At 64.7% G+C, this 21,237-nt stretch carries 19 protein-coding genes; 16 read left to right on the top strand and 3 right to left on the bottom strand.

Annotated elements, in window-relative coordinates; all coding sequences use genetic code 11:
* Nucleotides 1–57: 57 nt before the first annotated feature.
* A complete protein-coding gene (locus FSV73_RS04720; RefSeq protein WP_145004652.1) occupies nucleotides 58–1,692 on the top strand; it encodes a Na+/H+ antiporter in 1,635 nt (544 codons plus the stop codon).
* On the opposite strand, the gene dapC is transcribed toward FSV73_RS04720, so the two are convergent.
* Genes dapC through map form a run of 3 tightly spaced genes read right to left on the bottom strand, consistent with a single transcriptional unit; the run spans nucleotide 1,689 to nucleotide 6,408 of the window.
* Nucleotides 1,689–2,882, bottom strand: a complete 1,194-nt coding sequence (gene dapC, locus FSV73_RS04725; RefSeq protein WP_145004654.1) for a succinyldiaminopimelate transaminase — start codon at nucleotides 2,880–2,882, stop codon at nucleotides 1,689–1,691. The genes FSV73_RS04720 and dapC overlap by 4 nt on opposite strands.
* A 33-nt stretch (nucleotides 2,883–2,915) precedes the next feature.
* The gene (locus FSV73_RS04730; RefSeq protein ID WP_145004657.1) at nucleotides 2,916–5,615 is read right to left on the bottom strand and encodes a [protein-PII] uridylyltransferase; all 2,700 of its coding nucleotides are present in this window, start codon (nucleotides 5,613–5,615) and stop codon (nucleotides 2,916–2,918) included.
* Between the two features lie 10 nt (nucleotides 5,616–5,625).
* Complete coding sequence (map, locus tag FSV73_RS04735; protein ID WP_145004659.1) at nucleotides 5,626–6,408, bottom strand: type I methionyl aminopeptidase; 783 nt, start codon at nucleotides 6,406–6,408, stop codon at nucleotides 5,626–5,628.
* A 285-nt stretch (nucleotides 6,409–6,693) separates the two neighbouring features.
* Between map and rpsB the strand changes: the two genes are divergently transcribed.
* From rpsB to rnhB, 15 genes are all read left to right on the top strand, one after another.
* Nucleotides 6,694–7,431 carry a 30S ribosomal protein S2 gene (gene rpsB, locus FSV73_RS04740; protein ID WP_145004662.1) on the top strand — a complete coding sequence of 246 codons (738 nt, stop codon included), beginning with the start codon at nucleotides 6,694–6,696 and terminating at the stop codon, nucleotides 7,429–7,431.
* A 132-nt stretch (nucleotides 7,432–7,563) separates the two neighbouring features.
* The gene (gene tsf, locus FSV73_RS04745) at nucleotides 7,564–8,433 is read left to right on the top strand and encodes a translation elongation factor Ts (protein ID WP_145004664.1); all 870 of its coding nucleotides are present in this window, start codon (nucleotides 7,564–7,566) and stop codon (nucleotides 8,431–8,433) included.
* 192 nt (nucleotides 8,434–8,625) lie between these two features.
* Nucleotides 8,626–9,369 carry a UMP kinase gene (pyrH, locus tag FSV73_RS04750; RefSeq protein ID WP_145004667.1) on the top strand — a complete coding sequence of 248 codons (744 nt, stop codon included), beginning with the start codon at nucleotides 8,626–8,628 and terminating at the stop codon, nucleotides 9,367–9,369.
* Nucleotides 9,366–9,923 (top strand): ribosome recycling factor, encoded by a 558-nt coding sequence (gene frr / locus FSV73_RS04755; RefSeq protein ID WP_145004670.1) that lies wholly within the window; start codon nucleotides 9,366–9,368, stop codon nucleotides 9,921–9,923. Before pyrH ends, frr begins: the two co-directional genes overlap by 4 nt.
* Before the next feature lie 18 nt (nucleotides 9,924–9,941).
* On the top strand, nucleotides 9,942–10,691 hold the full coding sequence (gene uppS, locus FSV73_RS04760) for a polyprenyl diphosphate synthase (RefSeq protein WP_186309157.1): 750 nt from the start codon (nucleotides 9,942–9,944) through the stop codon (nucleotides 10,689–10,691).
* A complete protein-coding gene (locus tag FSV73_RS04765) occupies nucleotides 10,691–11,506 on the top strand; it encodes a phosphatidate cytidylyltransferase (protein ID WP_145004677.1) in 816 nt (271 codons plus the stop codon). The genes uppS and FSV73_RS04765 overlap by 1 nt, the downstream gene beginning before the upstream one ends.
* Nucleotides 11,503–12,684, top strand: a complete 1,182-nt coding sequence (ispC, locus tag FSV73_RS04770; RefSeq protein WP_145004680.1) for a 1-deoxy-D-xylulose-5-phosphate reductoisomerase — start codon at nucleotides 11,503–11,505, stop codon at nucleotides 12,682–12,684. The genes FSV73_RS04765 and ispC overlap by 4 nt, the downstream gene beginning before the upstream one ends.
* Nucleotides 12,685–12,750: 66 nt before the next feature.
* Nucleotides 12,751–14,103 (top strand): RIP metalloprotease RseP, encoded by a 1,353-nt coding sequence (gene rseP / locus FSV73_RS04775; protein ID WP_145004683.1) that lies wholly within the window; start codon nucleotides 12,751–12,753, stop codon nucleotides 14,101–14,103.
* 73 nt (nucleotides 14,104–14,176) lie between these two features.
* The gene (bamA, locus tag FSV73_RS04780) at nucleotides 14,177–16,570 is read left to right on the top strand and encodes an outer membrane protein assembly factor BamA (RefSeq protein WP_145004685.1); all 2,394 of its coding nucleotides are present in this window, start codon (nucleotides 14,177–14,179) and stop codon (nucleotides 16,568–16,570) included.
* A gap of 23 nt (nucleotides 16,571–16,593) precedes the next feature.
* Complete coding sequence (locus FSV73_RS04785) at nucleotides 16,594–17,112, top strand: OmpH family outer membrane protein (protein WP_437179260.1); 519 nt, start codon at nucleotides 16,594–16,596, stop codon at nucleotides 17,110–17,112.
* Entirely contained in the window at nucleotides 17,112–18,185 is a 1,074-nt protein-coding gene (gene lpxD / locus FSV73_RS04790) for a UDP-3-O-(3-hydroxymyristoyl)glucosamine N-acyltransferase (RefSeq protein ID WP_145004688.1), read from the top strand. Before FSV73_RS04785 ends, lpxD begins: the two co-directional genes overlap by 1 nt.
* Nucleotides 18,186–18,230: 45 nt before the next feature.
* A complete protein-coding gene (fabZ, locus tag FSV73_RS04795; RefSeq protein WP_140217599.1) occupies nucleotides 18,231–18,671 on the top strand; it encodes a 3-hydroxyacyl-ACP dehydratase FabZ in 441 nt (146 codons plus the stop codon).
* On the top strand, nucleotides 18,668–19,444 hold the full coding sequence (gene lpxA / locus FSV73_RS04800) for an acyl-ACP--UDP-N-acetylglucosamine O-acyltransferase (RefSeq protein ID WP_145004691.1): 777 nt from the start codon (nucleotides 18,668–18,670) through the stop codon (nucleotides 19,442–19,444). Before fabZ ends, lpxA begins: the two co-directional genes overlap by 4 nt.
* Nucleotides 19,445–19,460: 16 nt before the next feature.
* Nucleotides 19,461–20,588 (top strand): lipid-A-disaccharide synthase, encoded by a 1,128-nt coding sequence (gene lpxB / locus FSV73_RS04805; RefSeq protein WP_186309179.1) that lies wholly within the window; start codon nucleotides 19,461–19,463, stop codon nucleotides 20,586–20,588.
* Nucleotides 20,588–21,223 carry a ribonuclease HII gene (gene rnhB, locus FSV73_RS04810; protein ID WP_145004696.1) on the top strand — a complete coding sequence of 212 codons (636 nt, stop codon included), beginning with the start codon at nucleotides 20,588–20,590 and terminating at the stop codon, nucleotides 21,221–21,223. The genes lpxB and rnhB overlap by 1 nt, the downstream gene beginning before the upstream one ends.
* The last annotated feature ends 14 nt before the right edge of the window (nucleotides 21,224–21,237 follow it).

Here is a 21,237-nt window from a genome sequence, read left to right on the forward strand (position 1 = left end):
GCGGGACGCATCTCCTGTATCTGGTACCGCGACCGGTACCCTGACCGCGAGACCGCCGTGCAGATTCTCTATACCGCTCTGATCCTCTTGCTGATGGTGGGTGCCACCCGTCTCAGCGCCCACCTCATCCCCATTCCGCTGCCCCTGATCCAGGTGGTGGTCGGCGCCTTGCTCGCCTGGCCGACCCTGGGGCTGCACGTCGCCCTGGATCCCGAGCTGTTCCTGCTGCTGTTCATCCCGGCGCTGCTGTTCTCCGACGGCTGGCGCATGCCCAAGCGCGAGTTCTGGCGGCTGCGACGGCCCATCTTCGTGCTGGCCTTCGGCCTGGTGTTCCTCACGGTGCTGGGTGCCGGCTGGTTCCTGCACTGGATGCTGCATCTGCCCTGGGCGGTGGCCTTCGCCCTGGCCGCCGTACTGTCGCCCACCGATGCCGTGGCCGTTTCCAGCATCGTCCGGGGCCGCCTGCCCAGCGCGTTGCTGCACGTGATCCAGGGCGAGGCCCTGCTCAACGACGCCTCCGGTTTGGTGACCTTCAAGTTCGCCGTGGCGGCGGCCCTGACCGGCGTCTTCTCGCTGAGCCAGGCTAGCCTGGAATTCGTCATCGTCGCGGTGGGCGGTGTGCTGGTCGGTGGGGTCCTGAGCTGGCTGGTCGGCCGGGCACGGGCCTGGATGGTGGTCAAGCGGGGTTGGAGCGATGCCGCGCCCCATGTCGTCTTCATGCTGTTGCTGCCCTTTGCCGCCTATGTGCTGGCGGAGCGGCTGGGCGTCTCGGGCATCCTCTCGGCCGTCGCCGCCGGCATGATGCAGAGTCGCGTCGACATGCTGCCCCGGCAGACCGCCACCCGCCTGCTCAATCATAGCGTCTGGGGCCTGGTGGAGTTCGCCTTCAACGGTCTGGTGTTCCTCATCCTGGGGTTGCAACTCCCCGATATCCTGGCGGCGGCCCTGCCGGCCTCCCAACCGCTCTGGCCGGCCGCGGGCTGGCTGGGGCTCTATGTGCTGGGCGCCTACGCGGTGATCATGGCCATCCGCTTCGGGGTGATCCTCGGCTACTGGCACCTGAGCCAGCCTGGCGCGGGGCCCGTCACCGTCGCCGGCGATCCCCGCTACATCGCCGCCATCGCCTCGCTCAGTGGCGTACGCGGTGCGGTGACCCTGGCCGGTGTGCTGTCGCTGCCGCTGGTGCTGGCGGATGGCACGCCCTTTCCCCTGCGCGATGTGCTGGTGTTCATCGCCGCCGGGGTCATCCTGCTGTCACTGGTGGTGGCGAGCATCGGCATCCCCTTGCTCCTGGCGCGGCTGCCGGAGCAATCCAACGACCTGCTGGAGCGCGAGCGCTGCGAGGTGCGGATCAACGCCGCCCGGGCCGCCATCAGCGCCTTGGAAGACGTGGCATCCAGCGACGCCGACGAGCCGGCGAGGGCGGCGCTGCAGGCGGAGATCAAGGCCGGCATCATCGCGGAATTCCGCGACGAACTGAGTTCCGCCGACGACAGCGAGGATGCCCGGACCCTGGCCCGGCAGCGGGATAGCCTGGATGGCGAGCTGCGCCTGCTCGCCATCCGCGCCCAGCGGCGCGAACTCTATCGGCTGCGCATCGCCGGGGTGATCGATGACCTGGTGGTCACAGAATTCCTGCGTGAACTGGATATCCAGGAGACCGCGCTGATGCGCGATCAGGGCAACCGCTAACGGCTGCAGAAGCGGCGGATGCGCTCCGCCGCCTCCACGCATTCCGCCAGTGGCGCGACCAGCGCCATGCGTACCCGTCCGGCGCCGGGATTGATACCGTCGACTTCCCGCGACAGGTAGGACCCGGGCACCACGGTGACGTGTTCCCTGGCAAAGAGTTCGCGGGCGAAGCTTTCGTCATCCCCCGGCGTCTTCGCCCAGAGGTAGAAGCCGCCGTCGGGCAGGGATACGTCGAGGCTGCCCTGCAGGACATCCAGCACGGCGGCGAACTTCTGCCGATAGAGGTCGCGGTTCTCGCGCACATGGACTTCGTCGCGCCAGGCGACGGCGCTGGCCTTCTGTACCTGCACCGGCATGGCGCAGCCATGGTAGGTGCGGTAGAGCAGGAAGCGCTTGAGAATGGCGGCGTCCCCCGCGACGAAGCCCGATCTCATGCCCGGCAGATTGGAGCGCTTGGACAGGCTGTGGAAGACCACGCAGCGGGCGAAGTCGCTACGACCCAACTCGGCGCAGGCGGTGAGCAGGCCGGGCGGTGGGCTGGCCTCGTCGAAGTAGAGTTCGCTGTAGCACTCGTCGGCGGCGATCACGAAGTCATGGCGATCGGCCAGTTCGATGAGCTGCTTCTGCGTCTCCAGCGGCAGCAGGGCCCCTGTGGGGTTGCCGGGCGAGCAGAGGAACAGCAGTTGGCAGCGCTGCCAGACCTCGTCCGGCACGCTGTCGAAGTCCGGGTTGAAGCCATTATCGTCGAGGCACGGCAGGTAGTGGGGCTCGGCCCCGGCCAGCAGCGCGGCACCTTCGTAGATCTGATAGAAGGGGTTGGGACTGAGCACCAGGCCCCCCTGGTCGCGCTCCACCACCGCCTGGGTGAAGGAGAACAGCGCTTCCCGGGTGCCGGTGACCGGCAGCACGTGGCGTGCCGGGTCCAGCCAGCCTGCCGGCACGGCGAAGCGCTGGCCGGCCCAGGCGGCGATGGCTTCGCGCAGGTCGGCGATGCCGAGGGTGGTAGGGTAGACCGCCAGTTGATCCAGGTTGGCCGTCAGGGCTTCGGCGACGAAGGCGGGTGCCGGGTGCTTGGGCTCGCCGATCGACAGCGGAATGGGCTTGAGGGCGGCCGGGGCGGTAACGCCGGCGAGCAGGGCGCGGAGCTTCTCGAACGGATAGGGGGGCAGCAGGTCGAGGGTGGGATTCATCGTCGGGTGGTCCTTCGTTCGAGGCGCTAGGGTCTAGATGCTGATGCGGCTGAGCGGTGTCTGGCGGTCCGGCTCGCCCAGTTGCTTGATCAGGGCTTGCTGGACGGCGGCGCACAGGCTGGGGTCCGACAGCGGGCGGCCGTCGGCGTCGGTGACGTAGAAGACGTCCTCCACGCGCTCGCCGAGGGTGGCGATCTTGGCGTTGAGCACGGACAGGTCGAAATCGAGGAAGATCCGTCCCACCCGGGCCAGCAGGCCGGGACGGTCCGGCGCCGTCAGTTCGATCAGGCTCGCCGAGCGCGCGGTGTCGGTATAGATGTTCACCTGGGGGGAGAAGGCGAAATGCTTGAGCTGCCGGGTGACCCGCCGGTTGATGATGCTCGGGTACTCCTCCGGATGCTTGAGCGCCTCGATCAGGCCGGCGCGGATCTGGGCGATGCGTGCCGGGTTGTTGCCGATCGAGCCGCCATCGGTATCCAGCACGATGTAGGTGTCCAGGGTGAACTGGCTGGTGGAGGTGATGATGCGTGCGTCCTGAATGTTCAGGTTGAGCTGGTCCATCACCGCCACGGTCACCGCGAAGAAGTCGTGCTGGTCGGCCGCATAGATGAAGATCTGGGTACCGCCCTCGGAGTCGCGCTGGGTGGTTTCGCGGATCAATACCAGGGGCTCGGCGGTATCGCCGTGGCCGAGGATGGCCTCGGTATGCCAGGCCACGTCCAGCGCGGTATGGCGCAGGAAATAGGCATCTCCCAGCTGGGACCAGAGCTGCTCGGCGGCATCGGCATCCACCCCGCGGCGCATCAGGGTATCCAGCGCCGATTGCTGGGTGCTGCGGATCTGCTCCTCACGGTTGACCGGGTTTTCCAGGCCCCGGCGCAGGGCGCGCTTGGTCTCGGTGTAGAGCTGGCGAAGCAGGGTCGCGCGCCAGGAGTTCCACAGCGAGGGGTTGGTCGCGGTGATATCGGCCACTGTGAGGACGTAGAGATAGTCCAGGTGCGTGTGATCGCCCACGGTCAGGGCGAAGTCGTGGATCACCTGCGGATCGGACAGGTCCTTGCGCTGGGCGGTGGTGGACATCACCAGGTGGTTGCGCACCAGCCAGCTGACCAAGCGGGTGTCCCAGTCCGGCAGCTGATGGCGCCGGCCGAAGGCTTCCACGTCCGCCGCGCCCAGTTCCGAGTGGTCCCCACCGCGGCCCTTGGCGATGTCGTGGTACAGCCCGGCGATATAGATCAGCTCCGGCTTGGGCAGCTTGTGGATCACCCGGGTCGCCAGCGGATACTTCTCGGCCAGGACGTCGTAGCTCATCTTGCGCAGGTGCTTGATGAGGTTGAGGGTGTGGGCATCCACCGTATAGATGTGGAAGAGGTCGTGCTGCATCTGGCCGACGATCTGGCCGAATTCGGGCAGGTAGAGACCCAGCAGTCCGTAGCGGTTCATCCGGCGCAGGTTGCGATGGATGCCGGATTCGCTCTTGAGCAATTCGATGAACAGGCTGGTATTGCGAATGTCCTGGCGGAAGGCGTCGTCGATCAGCGAGCGGCTGTCGCGCAACAGGCGGATGGTGCCGGCGCTGGGCCCCTTGATCTCAGGATTCTGCGCCAGCAGGACGAACAGCTCCATCAGGGCGAAGGGGGTGCGCAAGAACACCTGGGGGTGCACCACCTCCAGATAGCCATTGCGGATCTGGAATCTGTTGTTGAGCGGGATCGCCGCGGCGGGCACCTGCTCGTCGCGCAGATTCACTTCCTCGAAGTGCTGCATCACCACATCGCTGAGCTGGGAGACGTCCATCACCACCCGGTAGTACTTCTGCATGAAGCGCTCTACCGCCAGCTTGGCGTCGTTGTCCTCGTAGCCGAGCAGGTTGGCGATGCGCCGCTGGTGGTCGAACAGCAGCCGATCTTCGGCACGACCGGCGAGCATGTGCAGGGCGTAGCGGACCTTCCACAGGTATTCCTGCGCCGAGATCAGCAGCCCGCATTCGCTTTCGGTCAGGAAGCCTTGGCCCACCAGGGCCTGCAGATTGAGGGTGCCGAACTGGCGGCGGGCGATCCACAGCAGCGTCTGGATGTCGCGCAGGCCACCCGGCGAGCCCTTCACATTGGGCTCGAGGTTGTATTCGGTGTCGTTGTACTTGGCGTGGCGCGCGCTCTGCTCGGCACGCTTGGCCAGATAGAAGGCGCGTCCGGGCCAGAGGTGCTCGACGCTGGTCGCCGCCAGCATCGCCTGGCGCAGCGGTTCGGGGCCGGCCAGGGTGCGGCTTTCCATCAGGTTGGTGATCACCGTCAGGTCGGCCAGCGCCTCGGTGGCGCATTCGCGCAGGGATCTCACGCTTTGCCCCACGGCCAGGCCGACGTCCCACAGTAGGGTCAGGAAGCCCTCGATGGACTCGCGGAAGCGCTCCTGCTCTTCTTCGGCGAGCAGGATCAGCAGGTCGATGTCCGAGTGCGGGTGCAATTCACCGCGGCCATAGCCCCCCACCGCCAGCAAGGCGATGCCGTCGGCGGGCCACTCGAAGCGATTCCAGGCCGCGACCAGCATCTGGTCGATGAACCAGGCACGGTCCTCGACCAGCCGGCGCACGCTGCGGCCCGCCAGGAAGCGGGCATCGAGGGTGGCGTTCGCGGCCCGGATGAATTTCTTGAAGGCCGCGATAGGGCTGGCTTTCAGCGAAAGCTCAGCCTGGAACTGGCCGGCGTCGAACAACTCCGAATCGACCTGGGGCATGGGCGCTCACTCACGCAGAAACGCGGGGAAAGGTTTCGTCCTTTCTCAGGGTCAGGATCTCGTAACCCTGGTCGGTGACCAGCACCGTGTGCTCCCACTGCGCGGACAGCTTGCGGTCCTTGGTGATGGCGGTCCAGCCGTCGCCCAGCAGGCGGGTCTCGTAGCGACCCTGGTTGATCATCGGCTCGATGGTGAAGATCATCCCGGCTTGCAGCTCGAGGCCCGTGCCGGCGCGCCCGTAGTGCACCACCTGTGGTTCCTCGTGGAAGCCCTTGCCGATGCCATGGCCGCAGTATTCGCGGACCACCGAGAAGCCGTTCTTCTCGGCGTGCTTCTGGATGATCTCGCCGATGTCGCCCAGGCGCGCGCCCGGACGGACCAGGGAGATGCCCTTGTAGAGGCATTCCTGGGTGACCTGGCAGAGCCGGTCGGCCCATTCGGGGACGTCGCCCACCAGGTACATCTTGCTGGTATCGCCGTGATAGCCGTCTTTGATCACGGTGATGTCCACGTTCATGATGTCGCCGGCCTTGAGCGGCTTGTCATTGGGAATGCCATGGCAGACCACGTGGTTCAGCGAGGTGCAGATGGATTTAGGGTAGCCCTTGTAATTCAACGGGGCAGGGATGGCCTGCTGCACGTTGACGATGTAGTCGTGGGCCAGCCGATCCAGTTCTTCGGTGGTGATGCCGGGACGCACGTGCTCGTCCAGCATTTCGAGCACCTCGGCGGCCAACTGGCCGGCGATGCGCATCTTGGCGATGTCTTCGGGGGTCTTCAGGATGACGGTCATCGGAAATCTCTAGGTATCACGCCGGGCGTTAGCTTTCGATCCGCTATTCTATCAGAGCTGGTGCCTGCGCTGTGGCCGCCGGCGGTACCCCGGACCTCCGGTATCTGGCAATCGTCGCTGGTGGTATCCGGGAAGTCGTGATATAAAGTCGCGCGCTTTTTCGGGGCTATGCCCTTCAGCGCTCCTAACCCCACACACGCATCGACACGATGACCTGGGTGCTTCCCGAGGGAAGTTGGTCATTGGGATGCGTGGAGGCCCAACCCGACTACGAGGAACATCTAAATGTCTCAAGTCTCCATGCGTGACATGCTGAAAGCCGGCGTGCATTTCGGCCACCAAACCCGTTACTGGAACCCGAAGATGGGCAAGTACATCTTCGGCGCGCGTAACAAGATCCACATCATCAACCTCGAAAAGACCCTGCCGATGTTCAACGAGGCTCTGACCTTCGTTGAGCGCCTGGCCTCCGGCAAGAACAAGATCCTGTTCGTCGGTACCAAGCGCGCAGCCGGCAAGATCGTTCGTGAAGAAGCCGCTCGTTGCGGTCAGCCCTTCGTCGACCACCGCTGGTTGGGCGGCATGCTGACCAACTACAAGACCATCCGTGCTTCGATCAAGCGTCTGCGCGAGCTGGAAATCCAGTCCCAGGACGGTACTTTCGACAAGCTGACCAAGAAAGAAGCCCTGATGCGCACCCGCGACCTCGAGAAGCTCGAGCGCAGCCTGGGTGGTATCAAGGACATGGGCGGCCTGCCGGACGCGCTGTTCGTGGTCGACGTCGACCACGAGCGCATCGCCATCACCGAAGCCAACAAGCTGGGCATCCCGGTCATCGGCGTGGTCGATACCAACAGCAGCCCTGAAGGTGTGGACTACATCATCCCCGGTAACGACGACGCCTTCCGTGCTGTCACTCTGTACCTGAGCAGCGTTGCCGATGCCGTGATCCGTGGCGGCAACAACGGTGGTGCGGGTGAGCAATTCGTCGAAGAAGCCGCTGCCGAAGCCGTCGAGGGCTGAGCGAGTCGACCCCTAGGGTCGAGCGGTTCGACGAGCGAGAAGGGGGCCTAGCCCCCTTTTTGCCTACTGGCGTTTCATTGGCTCCGCCATCGTGCGGAGTGACCTCGAAACCGATTCAAGAGGATTTCAAACATGGCAGAAATCACTGCAGCCCTGGTCAAAGAACTGCGCGAGCGCACCGGCCAAGGCATGATGGATTGCAAGAAGGCCCTGGCCGCTGCCGGTGGCGACATCGAGAAGGCCATCGACGACATGCGTGCCGCGGGCGCCATCAAGGCCGCCAAGAAAGCCGGTAACGTGGCTGCCGAAGGCTCCATCGCGGTCAAGGTTGCCGATGACCACAAGGCTGCCGTCATCATCGAAGTCAACTCCCAGACCGATTTCCTGGCTCTGCAGGACGACTTCAAGGGCTTCGTCGCCGCCAGTCTGGACAAGGCTTTCACCGAGAAGATGAGCGACGCCGCTCCGCTGATCGCCGCCCAGGAAGGCGCGCGTGAAGCCCTGGTCGCCAAGTGCGGCGAGAACGTCAACATCCGTCGTCTGACCCGCGTCGAAGGCGATGTGGTCGGTGCCTACCTGCACGGTCACCGCATCGGTGTGGTCGTCACCCTGCAGGGTGGCACCGCCGAGCTGGCCAAGGAAATCGCCATGCACGTCGCGGCGAGCAATCCGCAGTTCCTGAATCCCTCCCAGGTTTCCGAAGAAGCCGTCGCCAAGGAAAAGGAAATCTTCCTGGCGCTGAATGCCGACAAGATCGCCGGCAAGCCGGAAAACATCGTGGAGAACATGGTCAAGGGTCGTATCAACAAGTTCCTGGCCGAAGCCAGCCTGGTTGAGCAGCCCTTCATCAAGGATCCGGAAGTCAAGGTCGGCGAACTGGCCAAGAAGGCCGGTGCCGAGATCGTCTCCTTCGTGCGTTACGAAGTGGGCGAGGGCATCGAGAAGGCTGAAGTCGACTTCGCTGCCGAAGTGGCTGCCCAGCTGGCTGCCAGCAAGCAGTAAGCCCGGCATCCGCCGTTGACCAGGAGGCCGCCCGCTTCGAGCGCGCGGCCTCTTTGTCAAATTGGAAGGCAGGTCTAGTTTCTCGTCTTCCAAGGAGTTTTTTGCCGATTGGAGTGAACGCAACTGCGGTTGTGCTTTCCTATCGCTGGATCAAAATCCCCCGCACATGTTCATCGCCACAGGAGAGAGTGAATGGCACAGCAGATAAGTGGTCGCCAACCCCGTTACAAGCGTATTCTGCTGAAGCTCAGTGGCGAAGCCCTGATGGGAAGTGAAGACTTCGGGATCGATCCGAAGGTGCTGGACCGCATGTCGCTGGAAATCGGCCAGCTGGTGGGTATCGGTGTCCAGGTCGGCCTGGTGATCGGTGGTGGCAACCTGTTCCGCGGTGCGGCCCTGTCCGCCGTCGGGATGGACCGGGTGACCGGTGACCACATGGGCATGCTGGCTACCGTGATGAACGCCCTGGCCATGCGTGACGCCCTGGAGCGCTCCAACATTCCCGCGACGGTGATGTCCGCGATCTCCATGGTCGGCGTGACCGACCAGTACGATCGCCGCAAGGCCCTGCGCCAGCTGAAGGATGGCGAGGTGGTCATCTTCTCCGCCGGTACCGGCAATCCGTTCTTCACCACCGATTCCGCCGCCTGCTTGCGCGCGATCGAGGTGGAAGCCGACTTGGTGCTCAAGGCCACCAAGGTGGATGGTGTATACACGGCGGATCCCTTCAAGGATCCCAATGCCGAAAAATTCGAGCGCCTGACCTACGACGAGGTGCTCGACCGCAAGCTGGGTGTCATGGATCTCACGGCCATCTGCCTGTGCCGTGACCACAACATGCCGCTGCGGGTCTTCAACATGAACAAGCCCGGCGCCCTGCTCAACATCGTGGTGGGTGGTGGCGAGGGTACCCTGATCGAGGAGGGAGCAGCATGATCGACGAGATCAAGAAGGATGCGCAGGCGCGCATGACCAAGACCCTGGAAGCCCTGGGCCACGCCTTTGCCAAGATCCGTACCGGGCGCGCTCATCCGAGCATCCTGGATAGCGTGATGGTGTCCTACTACGGTAGCGACACCCCGCTGCGCCAGGTCGCCAACGTCACCGTCGAGGATTCGCGGACCCTGGCGCTGAGCGTGTTCGACAAGAGCATGATCCAGGCCGTGGAAAAGGCCATCATGACCTCCGACCTGGGCCTCAACCCGGCCACCGCGGGCACCACCATTCGTGTGCCGATGCCGGCGCTGACCGAGGAAACCCGCAAGGGCTTCACCAAGCAGGCGCGTGCCGAGGCCGAGCAGGCGCGGGTCTCCGTGCGCAACATCCGCCGCGATGCCCTGGCTCAGCTCAAGGATCTGCTCAAGGAAAAGGAAATCAGCGAAGACGAGGACCGTCGCGCCCAGGACGAGGTCCAGAAGCTGACGGACAAGTACGTCGCCGAGGTGGACAAGGCGCTGGAGGCCAAGGAAACCGACTTGATGGCTGTTTGACAACGGTTGGGACGTAACATGGGCATGAGCAAGCCAGGCAAGGTGGTGCCGCGTCACGTGGCGATCATCATGGATGGGAACAACCGCTGGGCGCGTCGTCGGCTGCTGCCGGGCGTCGCCGGTCACAAGGCCGGCGTGGACGCCGTACGCGCCGTCATCGAGGTCTGCGGCGACGCGGGCGTCGAGGTGCTGACGCTGTTCGCCTTTTCCAGCGAGAACTGGCGGCGTCCGGCCGACGAGGTCGGTGCCCTGATGGAGCTCTTCCTGTCCGCGCTGCGGCGTGAGGCCAAGAAGCTGCACCAGAACGGCATCCGGCTGCGCATCGTCGGCGACCGCTCGCTGTTCCATCCGGAACTGCAGGCGGCGATGGCGGAAGTCGAGGCGCTCACGGCCCATCACACTCGTTTCGTGCTGCAGATCGCCGCCAACTACGGGGGGCAGTGGGATATCACCCAGGCCGCCCAGCAGTTGGCGGTGCAGGTCCAGCAGGGTGCGCTGCAGCCGGGCGATATCACGCCGGAGTTGCTGCAGGGCTGTCTGGCGACCGCCGACCTGCCGCTGCCCGACCTGTGCATCCGCACCGGGGGCGAGCGACGGGTGAGCAATTTCCTGCTCTGGCAGATCGCCTATGCCGAGCTGTACTTCTCCGACCTGTTCTGGCCGGACTTCAAGCACGAGGCCATGCAGGCCGCGCTGGCCGATTTCGCCACCCGCCAACGGCGGTTCGGGCGGACCTGCGAACAGGTGGAAGCGGAGCTACGCGCCTAATGCTGAAGCAGCGAGTTATTACGGCGATGGTGCTCCTGCCCATCGCCCTGGCCGGATTTTTCTGGCTGGAAGGGGCGGCCTTCGCCCTGTTCATCGGCGCGGTGGTGGTGCTGGGTGCCTGGGAATGGGCCCGTCTGGCCGGTCTGGAAGCCCAGCCCCTGCGTTGTGCCTATGCTGCCGTGGTCGCCCTGGCCCTCCTGCTTTGCTGGTGGCTGCCTGCGGGCGCCCACGGCCTGCTGTTCATCAGCCTGGCCTGGTGGCTCTACGCGACCGTGCTGGTCCTGACCTATCCCGACAGTGCCAGGACCTGGCAGGCTTCCTGGCGCCGCCTGCTCATCGGCCTGGTAGTCCTGGTCCCGGCCTGGCAGGGCCTGATGCTGCTAAAGGCGGCACCTGGTGGCAATCTGCTAATTCTTGAGGTCATGATGCTGGTGTGGCTGGCCGACATCTTCGCCTATTTTTCCGGCCGGGCCTTCGGCAAGCGCAAGCTGGCGCCGGCCGTGAGTCCGGGCAAGAGCTGGGAAGGCCTCTACGGCGGTCTGGCCGCGGCCCTGATCGCGACCCTGGTGCTTGGCCTGGTGCGCGGCTGGGGACTGGTTGATCTGCTGCAGGCCCTGATCGGTGCCGCCTGCGTGGTGCTCATCTCCGTGGTCGGCGATCTCACCGAAAGCATGTTCAAGCGCCAGGCCGGCCTCAAGGACAGCAGTCAGCTGCTACCTGGCCATGGTGGTGTGCTGGATCGAATCGACAGTCTGACGGCGGCCGTGCCGCTGTTCGCCCTGCTGCTCTGGTGGGCTGGCTGGGGTGTGCATTGAGTCTCCAGCGACTGTGCGTGCTGGGTGCGACCGGCTCCATCGGTGCCAGTACCCTGGATGTGGTGGCGCAGCATCCCGATCGTTACCAGGTCTTCGCCCTCAGTGGTCATCGACGGCTGGCTGAACTGGCGGACCTCTGCCGGCGCTTCCAGCCGAGCTATGCCGCGGTGCCCGATCAGGCATCGGCCGACCAGCTGGTCGCCTTGCTGCAGGGTGCCGAGACCGCTCCCGAGATTGTGGTGGGGGAGGAGGGGTTGGCGGCTATCGCGGCCCATCCCCAGATCGATACCGTGATGGCGGCGATCGTCGGTGCGGCGGGATTGAGGCCGACGCTGGCCGCGGTCAAGGCCGGCAAGCGCGTGCTGCTCGCCAACAAGGAAGCCCTGGTCATGAGCGGCGCCCTCTTCATCGAGGCGGTGCGGACCAGCGGCGCGACCCTGCTGCCCATCGATAGCGAACACAATGCCATCTTCCAGTGCCTGGCCGATCCCGCGACGCCAGGTCTGGCGCGCAAGGGTGTACGGCGGATCCTGTTGACCGCCTCGGGCGGTCCGTTCCGTGAGACGCCGGCCGAACAGCTGGTCGATGTCACTCCCGCGCAGGCCTGTGCCCATCCCAAGTGGTCCATGGGGCGCAAGATTTCCGTGGATTCCGCGACCCTGATGAACAAGGGGCTGGAGCTGATCGAGGCCTGCTGGCTGTTCGCGGCGGCGCCGGAGCAGGTCGAGGTGGTCGTCCATCCCCAGAGCGTCATTCATTCCCTGGTGGACTACGTGGATGGCTCGGTGCTGGCCCAACTGGGCAATCCCGACATGCGTACCCCCATCGCGCATGCCCTGGCCTGGCCCGAGCGCATCGCATCCGGGGTCTCGGCGCTGGACCTGTTCGCCATCGGTCGGCTCGATTTCGAGCGGCCCGACGAAGAGCGCTTCCCCTGCCTGCGCCTGGCCCGGGAAGCCGCCCAGGCCGGTGGCTGCATGCCGGCGACGCTCAATGCGGCCAACGAGATCGCTGTCGAGGCCTTCCTGGACGGTCAGCTGGGCTTCACCCAGATTCCGCTGCTGATCGAGTCGGTGCTGAACGCTACCGAGCCCGGTCCGGTTGATGACCTCGAGGCCGTCTTCCTGGCCGACACCACCGCTCGGCGGCGGGCGCGGGAGTGGTTGGCGCGCGGCTGACGCCGCGCCTCGACACCCGGCCTGCGAGTCCGCAGAATCTGCACACTGAGGTAGCGGAGGCAGCCAATGACCATCCTGTACACGATACTGGGAACCCTGATCGCCCTCGGCGTGCTGGTGACCATCCATGAGTATGGCCATTTCTGGACGGCGCGCCGTTGCGGCGTCAAGGTCCTGCGTTTTTCCGTGGGCTTCGGCAAGCCGCTGCTGCGCTGGCACGATAGCCAGGGTACCGAGTTCGTGGTAGCCGCCATCCCGCTTGGCGGCTACGTCAAGATGCTCGACGAGCGCGAAGCGCCGGTCGCGCTGGAGGAGCAACATGCCGCCTTCAATCGCAAGACGGTTCGCCAGCGCATCGCCATCGTCGCTGCGGGTCCGATCGCCAATTTCCTGCTGGCCATCCTGTTCTTCTGGCTGCTCGCCATGCTCGGCTCCCAACAGCCGCGTCCGGTGGTGGGGTCGGTAGTCGCCGATACTCCCGCCGCCCTGGCCGGTATCCCGGCAGGGGCGGAACTGATTGCCGTGGACGATGCTCCGGTGGACAGCTGGTCGGCGGTCAACCTGCGACTGGTCGACCGCCTGGGTGAGAGCGGTCCGCTGCGCGTCCGTTACACGGTGCCGGGCACCACCGCCGAGCAGAGCAGCGTCATCCAGCTCCACGCCTGGTTGCGCGGCGCGGAAGACCCGGATCCGATCCAGGCGCTGGGCCTGAAACCCTGGCGGCCGCACATTCCCGCGGTCTTCGCCGAACTGGATCCGGCGGGTCCTGCCCAGGCCGCCGGGCTGCAGGCGGGAGATCGCCTGGTCGCGCTCGACGATACCGCCATCGGCGACTGGCAGCAGGCCGTGGACTGGGTGCGGGCTCACCCCAATCAGCGGGTCAAACTGACCTTCGAACGTCAGGGCCAGCAGCAGGAGGTCTCCCTGCAACTGGGGGCTCGGCGCGTCGAGACGACCGAAGCGGGTTATCTCGGCGCCGGTGTGGCGCCGGTCAAGTGGCCAGCGGAAATGGTTCGCGAAATCAGCTATGGACCGGTGGCCGCCATTGGCGAAGGAATCGGCCGAACCTGGCAGATGAGCGTGCTGACGCTGGTTTCCCTGAAGAAGATGCTGCTGGGAGAGCTGTCGGTAAAAAACTTGAGCGGGCCGATAACCATTGCTAAAGTGGCGGGCGCTTCGGCTCAGTCAGGCCTGGGGGATTTCCTCAATTTTCTGGCGTACCTGAGCATAAGCCTGGGGGTTCTGAATCTGTTGCCTATCCCTGTGCTCGACGGTGGTCATCTGGTCTTCTACTTCGTCGAGTGGATTCGCGGGCGGCCCTTGTCCGAGCGTGTGCAGACATGGGGCATGCAGATCGGTATTAGCCTCGTCGTGGGTGTGATGCTGCTGGCCTTGGTCAACGACCTCGGTCGCCTCTGACACTCTGCTGATTGCCGAATCTGCCGCCCAGTGCGGCAGATTCTTTATTTGCCAGTTGGAATAAAAGGGACTCATGAAACGCCTGCTGCTACCTGCGGTAATAGCCGCGCTGATGATCGGCGAGGTACACGCCGAGTCCTTCACCATCTCCGATATCCGCGTCAACGGACTGCAACGTGTATCGTCCGGCAGCGTCTTCGGCGCCCTGCCGCTGAACGTGGGCGAGGCGGTCGATGACAATCGCCTGGCCGAGGCCTCCCGCTCGCTCTTCCGTACCGGATTCTTCCAGGACATCCAGCTGGGTCGTGACGGTAACGTACTAGTGGTGAACGTCGTCGAGCGGCCGTCCATCTCCAGCATCACCCTGGAAGGCAACAAGGCCATCTCCACCGACGACCTGATGAAGGGGCTCAAGCAGGCCGGTCTCGCCGAGGGCGAGATCTTCCAGCGTGCGACGCTGGAAGGCGTGCGTAACGAGCTGCTGCGCCAGTACGTCGCCCAGGGCCGCTACTCCGCCAGCATCGATACCGAAGTGGTGCCCCAGCCGCGCAACCGCGTGCAGCTGAAGATCACCATCAACGAGGGCGAGGTCGCGACCATCTCCCACGTCAACGTGGTGGGCAACACCGTCTTCCCCGAAGACGACCTGACCTCGCTGTTCGAGCTCAAGCCGAGCAACTGGTTGTCGTTCTTCCGCAACGATGACAAGTACTCCCGGGAAAAGCTGTCGGGTGACCTGGAGCGACTGCGCTCCTATTACCTCGACCGCGGCTACATCAACATGGACATCACCTCGACCCAGGTGTCCATCACGCCCGACAAGAAGCACGTCTACATCACCGTCAACGTCAACGAAGGGCAGAAGTACACCGTTCGTGACGTCAAGCTGTCCGGCGACCTCAAGGTCCCGGAGGAAGAGCTGCGCAAGCTGATGCTGGTCCAGCCGGGCCAGGTGTTCTCGCGCAAGGTGATGACCAGTACCTCGGACCTGATCACCCGGCGCCTGGGCAACGAGGGTTACACCTTCGCCAACGTCAATGGCCTGCCCGAGCCCCATGACGACGACCACAGCGTGTCCCTGACCTACGTGGTCGATCCAGGCAAGCGGGCCTACGTCAATCGCATCAACTTCCGTGGCAACACCAAGACCTCGGACGAGGTGCTGCGCCGCGAGATGCGCCAGATGGAGGGCGGTTGGGCCTCCACCTACCTCATCGACCAGTCCAAGACCCGCCTCGAGCGCCTGGGCTACTTCAAGGAAGTCAAGGTCGAGACGCCCCAGGTACCGGGTACCGATGACCTGGTCGACGTCAACTACAACGTTGAGGAGCAGCCGTCGGGCTCCATCACCGCCAGCATCGGTTTCGCCCAGAGTGCGGGCCTGATCCTCGGTGGCTCCATCAGCCAGAACAACTTCCTGGGTACCGGCAACCAGGTCAGCATCGGCCTGACCCGTTCCCAGTACCAGAGCCGCTACAACTTCAGCTTCACCGATCCCTACTTCACGCCGGATGGCGTGAGCCTGGGCTACAACATCTTCTACCGCAGCACCGACTACAGCAAACTGTACGACAGTGACGTCTCCTACTACTCGATCAACAGCCTGGGTACCGGTGTCACCCTGGGCTACCCGATCAGCGAGACCTCGCGCCTGACCTACGGCCTGAGCGTGCAGCGCGACGAGATCAATCCGGGTACCTACAGCGCGGACGAGATCTACGATTTCGTCGAGCGGGAAGGGGACAACTTCACCAACTTCAAGGCCAGCATCGGCTGGTCGAGCTCGACGCTGAACCGCGGTGTGTTGCCGACCCGGGGTGCGTCCCAGAGCCTGACCGGCCAGATCACCATCCCCGGCAGCGACCTGAGCTTCTACAAGCTTGACTATCGCGGCCAGCTGTTCACGCCGCTGACCGACAATACCGCGTTGCGCTTCCATACCGAGCTGGGCTACGGCGACGGCTATGGCAGCACCGACGGCCTGCCGTTCTACGAGAACTACTACGCCGGTGGCTTCAACTCGGTACGGGGTTTCGAGGACAGCAGCCTTGGACCAAGGACAACCCCGCCGCAATACATAGACCGGGATAGACCCGAGCTAGGTACTAAATACGGCTCTCAAGGTCAGGGCTATCGTGATAGTGAGAATGATGAGGCCTTCGGTGGCAACGTCCTGATCACCGGCGGTATGGAATACCTGTTCCCATTGCCCTTCGTGAAGGACCAGAAGTCCCTGCGTACCGTACTCTTCTGGGACGTGGGTAACGTGTTCAGCACCAAGTGCTACCTGAACTCGACCAAAAACTGCGGCGATATCAGCTTCTCCAACATGGCCAGCTCCGTCGGCGTCGGCCTGACCTGGGTCACCGCCCTGGGTCCGTTGAGCTTCAGCCTCGGGGTGCCGGTCAAGAAACCGAGCAACTCCGATCCGCAGATCTTCCAGTTCTCGCTGGGTCAGACGTTCTGACCCAGGCAACACCTTTGCGCGCTATGCAGGAGTCAACTGTGCACAAGTACACCCGTTACGCTCTGTTCGCTGCCGTTCTCGTGGCCGCTCCGGTTTTCGCCGACACCAAGATCGCCGTGCTGAACTACCAGATGGCCCTGCTGGAGTCCGACGCCGCCAAGAAGTACGCGGTGGATTCCGAGAAGAAGTTCGGTCCCCAGCTGAACAAGCTGAAGGGCCTGGAAAGCTCCGCCAAGGACATCCAGGACAAGCTGAACAAGGGCGGTGACAAGCTTGCGCAAGCCGAGCGTACCCGCCTGGAAAACGATTTCCGCCAGAAGGCCCGGGACTTCCAGTTCCAGTCCAAGGAACTCAACGACGCCAAGGCGGCCTCGGATCGCGACATGCTGAAGCTGCTCAAGCCGCGCCTGGACAAGGCGGTGGAAGAGGTGTTGAAGAAGGGTGACTACGACCTGGTACTGGAGCGTGGCGCCGTGGTCGACGTGAAGCCGCAATACGACATCACCCGCCAGGTGATCGAGCGCATGAACGCGGGTCGTTGATGAGCTCGAAGACCTTCACGCTGGGCGAGCTGGCGCAGTGGCTGGAAAGCCGCCAGCTGACCGTTGAATTGCGCGGTTCGCCCGAGCGCCTGGTAACCGGCCTCGCCACCTTGCCGGAGGCCGGTCCGGACCAGTTGAGTTTCCTCGCCAATCCGCAGTATCGCCGCTACCTGACCGATACCCGGGCGGGCGCGGTGCTGCTGACGGACAAGGATGCCGACGGCTATGCCGGCGACGCCCTGATCCTGGCCAATCCCTACCTCGCCTATGCGCGCCTGTCCCATCTGTTCGATCGCAAGCCGCGCAGCGCGGCCGGTATCCATCCGACGGCGTTGGTCGCGGCGGATGCCCAGGTCGATCCGACGGCGGCCATCGGTCCCTTTGTGGTGATCGAGGCCCAGGCATACATAGGGGCGGGCGTCAGCCTGGGTGCCCATTGCGTGGTGGGTGCGCGCAGCGTCATCGGCGCCGACAGCTGGCTGGCTCCGCGGGTCACCCTCTATCACGACGTGATCATCGGCGAGCGCGCGGTGGTGCAGTCCGGTGCCGTGATCGGTGCCGAGGGCTTCGGCTTCGCCAACGAGCGCGGCCAGTGGCAGAAGATCGCCCAGCTGGGTGGCGTGGTGATCGGCGACGACGTCGAGATCGGCGCCAACACCACCATCGACCGTGGCGCCCTGGCGAACACGGTCATCAGCGATGGGGTGAAGCTCGACAACCAGATCATGATCGCGCACAACGTCCAGGTCGGTGAGCACACCGCCATGGCCGCCTGCGTCGGTATCTCTGGCAGTACCAAGATCGGCAAACACTGCACCATCGCCGGCGGCGTGGGCATGGTCGGTCATATCGAGGTGTGCGACAACGTGTTCGTCACCGGTATGACCATGGTGACCCGCTCGATCACCGAGCCAGGCGCCTATTCCTCCGGTACGGCCATGCAGCCCGCCGGGGAGTGGAAGAAGAGCGCCGCGCGGATTCGTCACCTCGACGACATGGCCCGCCGTCTGCAACATCTGGAAAAAATCGTTGCTACCGTGACCTCGCGGGATGACGCTGCTTCTGATGCTTGATTCTGCATCGGATGTTTCCCCTTTCTGAACAGGCCTTCCCCGACCATGATGGACATCAACGAGATCCGTGAATATCTCCCGCATCGCTATCCCTTTCTGCTAGTGGATCGCGTGACGGAGCTGGATATCGAAGCCAAACGCATTCGTGCCTACAAGAACGTCAGCATCAACGAGCCGTTCTTCACCGGTCATTTCCCCCAGCACCCGATCATGCCGGGCGTGCTCATCGTCGAGGCGATGGCGCAGGCCGCTGGCGTGCTGGGTTTCAAGATGATGAATTCCTCGCCCGCCGATGGCACCCTGTACTACTTCGTCGGATCGGATAAGCTGCGCTTTCGCCAGCCGGTCACTCCGGGTGACCAGCTGATCCTCGAGGCGCGCTTCCTAAGCACCAAGCGCGGTATCTGGAAATTCGAATGCCAGGCCAGCGTGGACGACAAGCCCGTCTGCTCGGCCGAAATCATCTGCGCGGAACGCAAGCTATGACGTTGATCGACCCCAGGGCTATCGTCGACCCCCAGGCACGGCTCGCCGCCGATGTCCAGGTCGGCCCCTGGTCGATCATCGGGCCGGATGTCGAGATTGGCGAGGGTACCGTTATAGGTCCCCACGTCATCCTCAAGGGCCCGACCGTCATCGGTCGTCACAATCGCATCTTCCAATTCTCGTCGATTGGCGAGGATACGCCCGATCTCAAGTACCGGGGCGAGCCGACCCGCTTGCGCATCGGCGATCACAACGTCATCCGCGAGGGGGTCACCATCCACCGCGGGACGGTGCAGGATCGCGCCGAGACCACCCTTGGCGATCACAACCTGCTGATGGCCTATGTGCACATCGGGCACGACAGCGTGATCGGCAATCATTGCATCCTGGTCAACAACACCGCCCTGGCGGGCCATGTGCACGTCGACGACTGGGCGATCCTCTCCGGCTATACCCTGGTGCACCAGTTCTGCCGCATTGGCGCCCACAGCTTTTCCGGCATGGGCACGGCGATCGGCAAGGATGTACCGGCCTACGTCACGGTATTCGGTAACCCGGCCGAAGCCCGCAGCATGAATTTCGAGGGCATGCGGCGTCGTGGCTTCTCCACCGAAGCCGTCCAGGCGCTGCGGCGTTCCTACAAGGTGGTCTACCGCCAGGGACTGACCGTCGATGAGGCCATGAGGGAACTGGAGCCGGTGGCTCAGCAGTTTCCCGAAGTGGCGGTATTCCGTGACTCCATCCTGAGTGCCACGCGTGGCATCACCCGCTGAGTTCGCCCAGCGCCCACTGCGGGTGGCGCTGGTGGCGGGAGAGGCCTCGGGCGATCTGCTCGGCGCCGGGCTGATGCAGGCGCTACGGGCGCAGCATCCGCATATTTCCTTCATGGGCGTTGGCGGTCCGCGGATGGAAGCCGAAGGCCTGATCTCCGAATTCCCCATGGAACGCCTGGCGGTCATGGGCCTGGTCGAGGTGCTCGGTCGGCTGCGTGAACTGCTGGGCCGGCGCAAGGCGCTGATCGCCCAGTTGCTCGAGGCCCGTCCTGACGTCTTCATCGGCATCGATGCCCCCGATTTCGTCCTCGAGATCGAGGCCCAGCTGCATCGCGCGGGCATCCCGGCGGTGCACTACGTCAGTCCCTCGGTCTGGGCCTGGCGACAGAAGCGGGTGCTGAAGATCCGCGACGGCTGCGACCTGATGCTGACCCTGTTTCCCTTCGAGGCGCGCTTCTACGAGGAACAGCAGGTACCGGTACGCTTCGTCGGCCATCCGCTGGCCGACACCATTCCGCTGGACAGCGACCGCCTGGCCGCGCGCCAGGCCCTGGGGCTGCCCCAGGACGGGCAGGTCATCGCTCTGTTGCCGGGCAGCCGCGGCGGTGAAGTAGGGCGCCTGGGGGCGCTGTTCCTCGACGCCGCCGCCCAGTTGCTGGCGGTACGACCCGAGGTGCGCTTCGTGCTGCCCTGCGCCAACGCCGCGCGGCGCGCGCAGGTGGAGCAACTGCTGGCAGGGCGGTCACCGTTGCCGCTGCTGCTGACCGATGGGCGCTCCCACGAGGTGCTGGCCGCCTGCGATGGCGTGTTGATCGCCTCCGGCACCGCGACCCTGGAAACGCTGCTGTTCAAGCGGCCCATGGTGGTGGCCTACCGGGTGGCGCCCCTGACCTACCTGATCCTCAAGCAGCTGGTGAAGAGCCCTTATATCTCGCTGCCCAACCTGCTGGCCGGGCGCAAGCTGGTGCCCGAGCTGATCCAGCACGAGGCGACGCCGGAGCGGCTGGTCGCCGAGTTGCTGCCGCTGCTGGAGCACCCCGAGCAGCAGACCGACAGTTTCGCGGCCATCCATCTCAGCCTGAGGCGCGATGCCTCGGTGCAGGCGGCGCGCGCCGTGCTGGAGCTCTTGCGGGAGCGCGGCTGATGCAGCTGGGCCTGGACTTCAACCTGGTCGAGGCGCTGGTCGCCGGGGTCGACGAAGTGGGCCGCGGTCCGCTCTGTGGCGCCGTGGTGACCGCCGCGGTCATCCTCGATCCGGGCAAGCCCATCCTTGGGTTGAACGACTCCAAGAAGTTGTCGCTGCTGCGCCGCGAAGCCCTGTTCGAGGAGATCCAGGAAAAGGCCCTGGCCTGGTGCGTGGCCCGCGCCGAGGTCGCCGAGATCGACCGGCTCAACATCCTGCATGCCACCATGCTGGCCATGCAGCGTGCCGTCGAAGGGCTCCAGGTGCAGCCGCGGCTCGCGCTGATCGACGGCAATCGCTGTCCCAAGCTCGCCGTGCCCAGTTCGCCGGTGGTGAAGGGCGATAGCCAGGTACCGGCGATCGCCGCCGCCTCGATCCTGGCCAAGGTGACCCGCGACCGCGAGATGCAGGCGCTGGACGTGCTCTATCCCGGCTATGGCCTGGCGGGGCACAAGGGCTATCCCACCGCCGAGCACCTGGAGGCGCTCAGGCGCCTGGGCCCGACGCCCATCCATCGGCGCTCCTTCGCTCCGGTGCGCGACGCCTGGCACGCCCTCGAGACCCAGGCCTCCACCCAGATCATCGCGACCTACTGACGGCCGTCGCGGCG

The organism is Pseudomonas oryzihabitans (assembly GCF_007665395.1).
Classification (GTDB): domain Bacteria; phylum Pseudomonadota; class Gammaproteobacteria; order Pseudomonadales; family Pseudomonadaceae; genus Chryseomonas; species Chryseomonas psychrotolerans_C.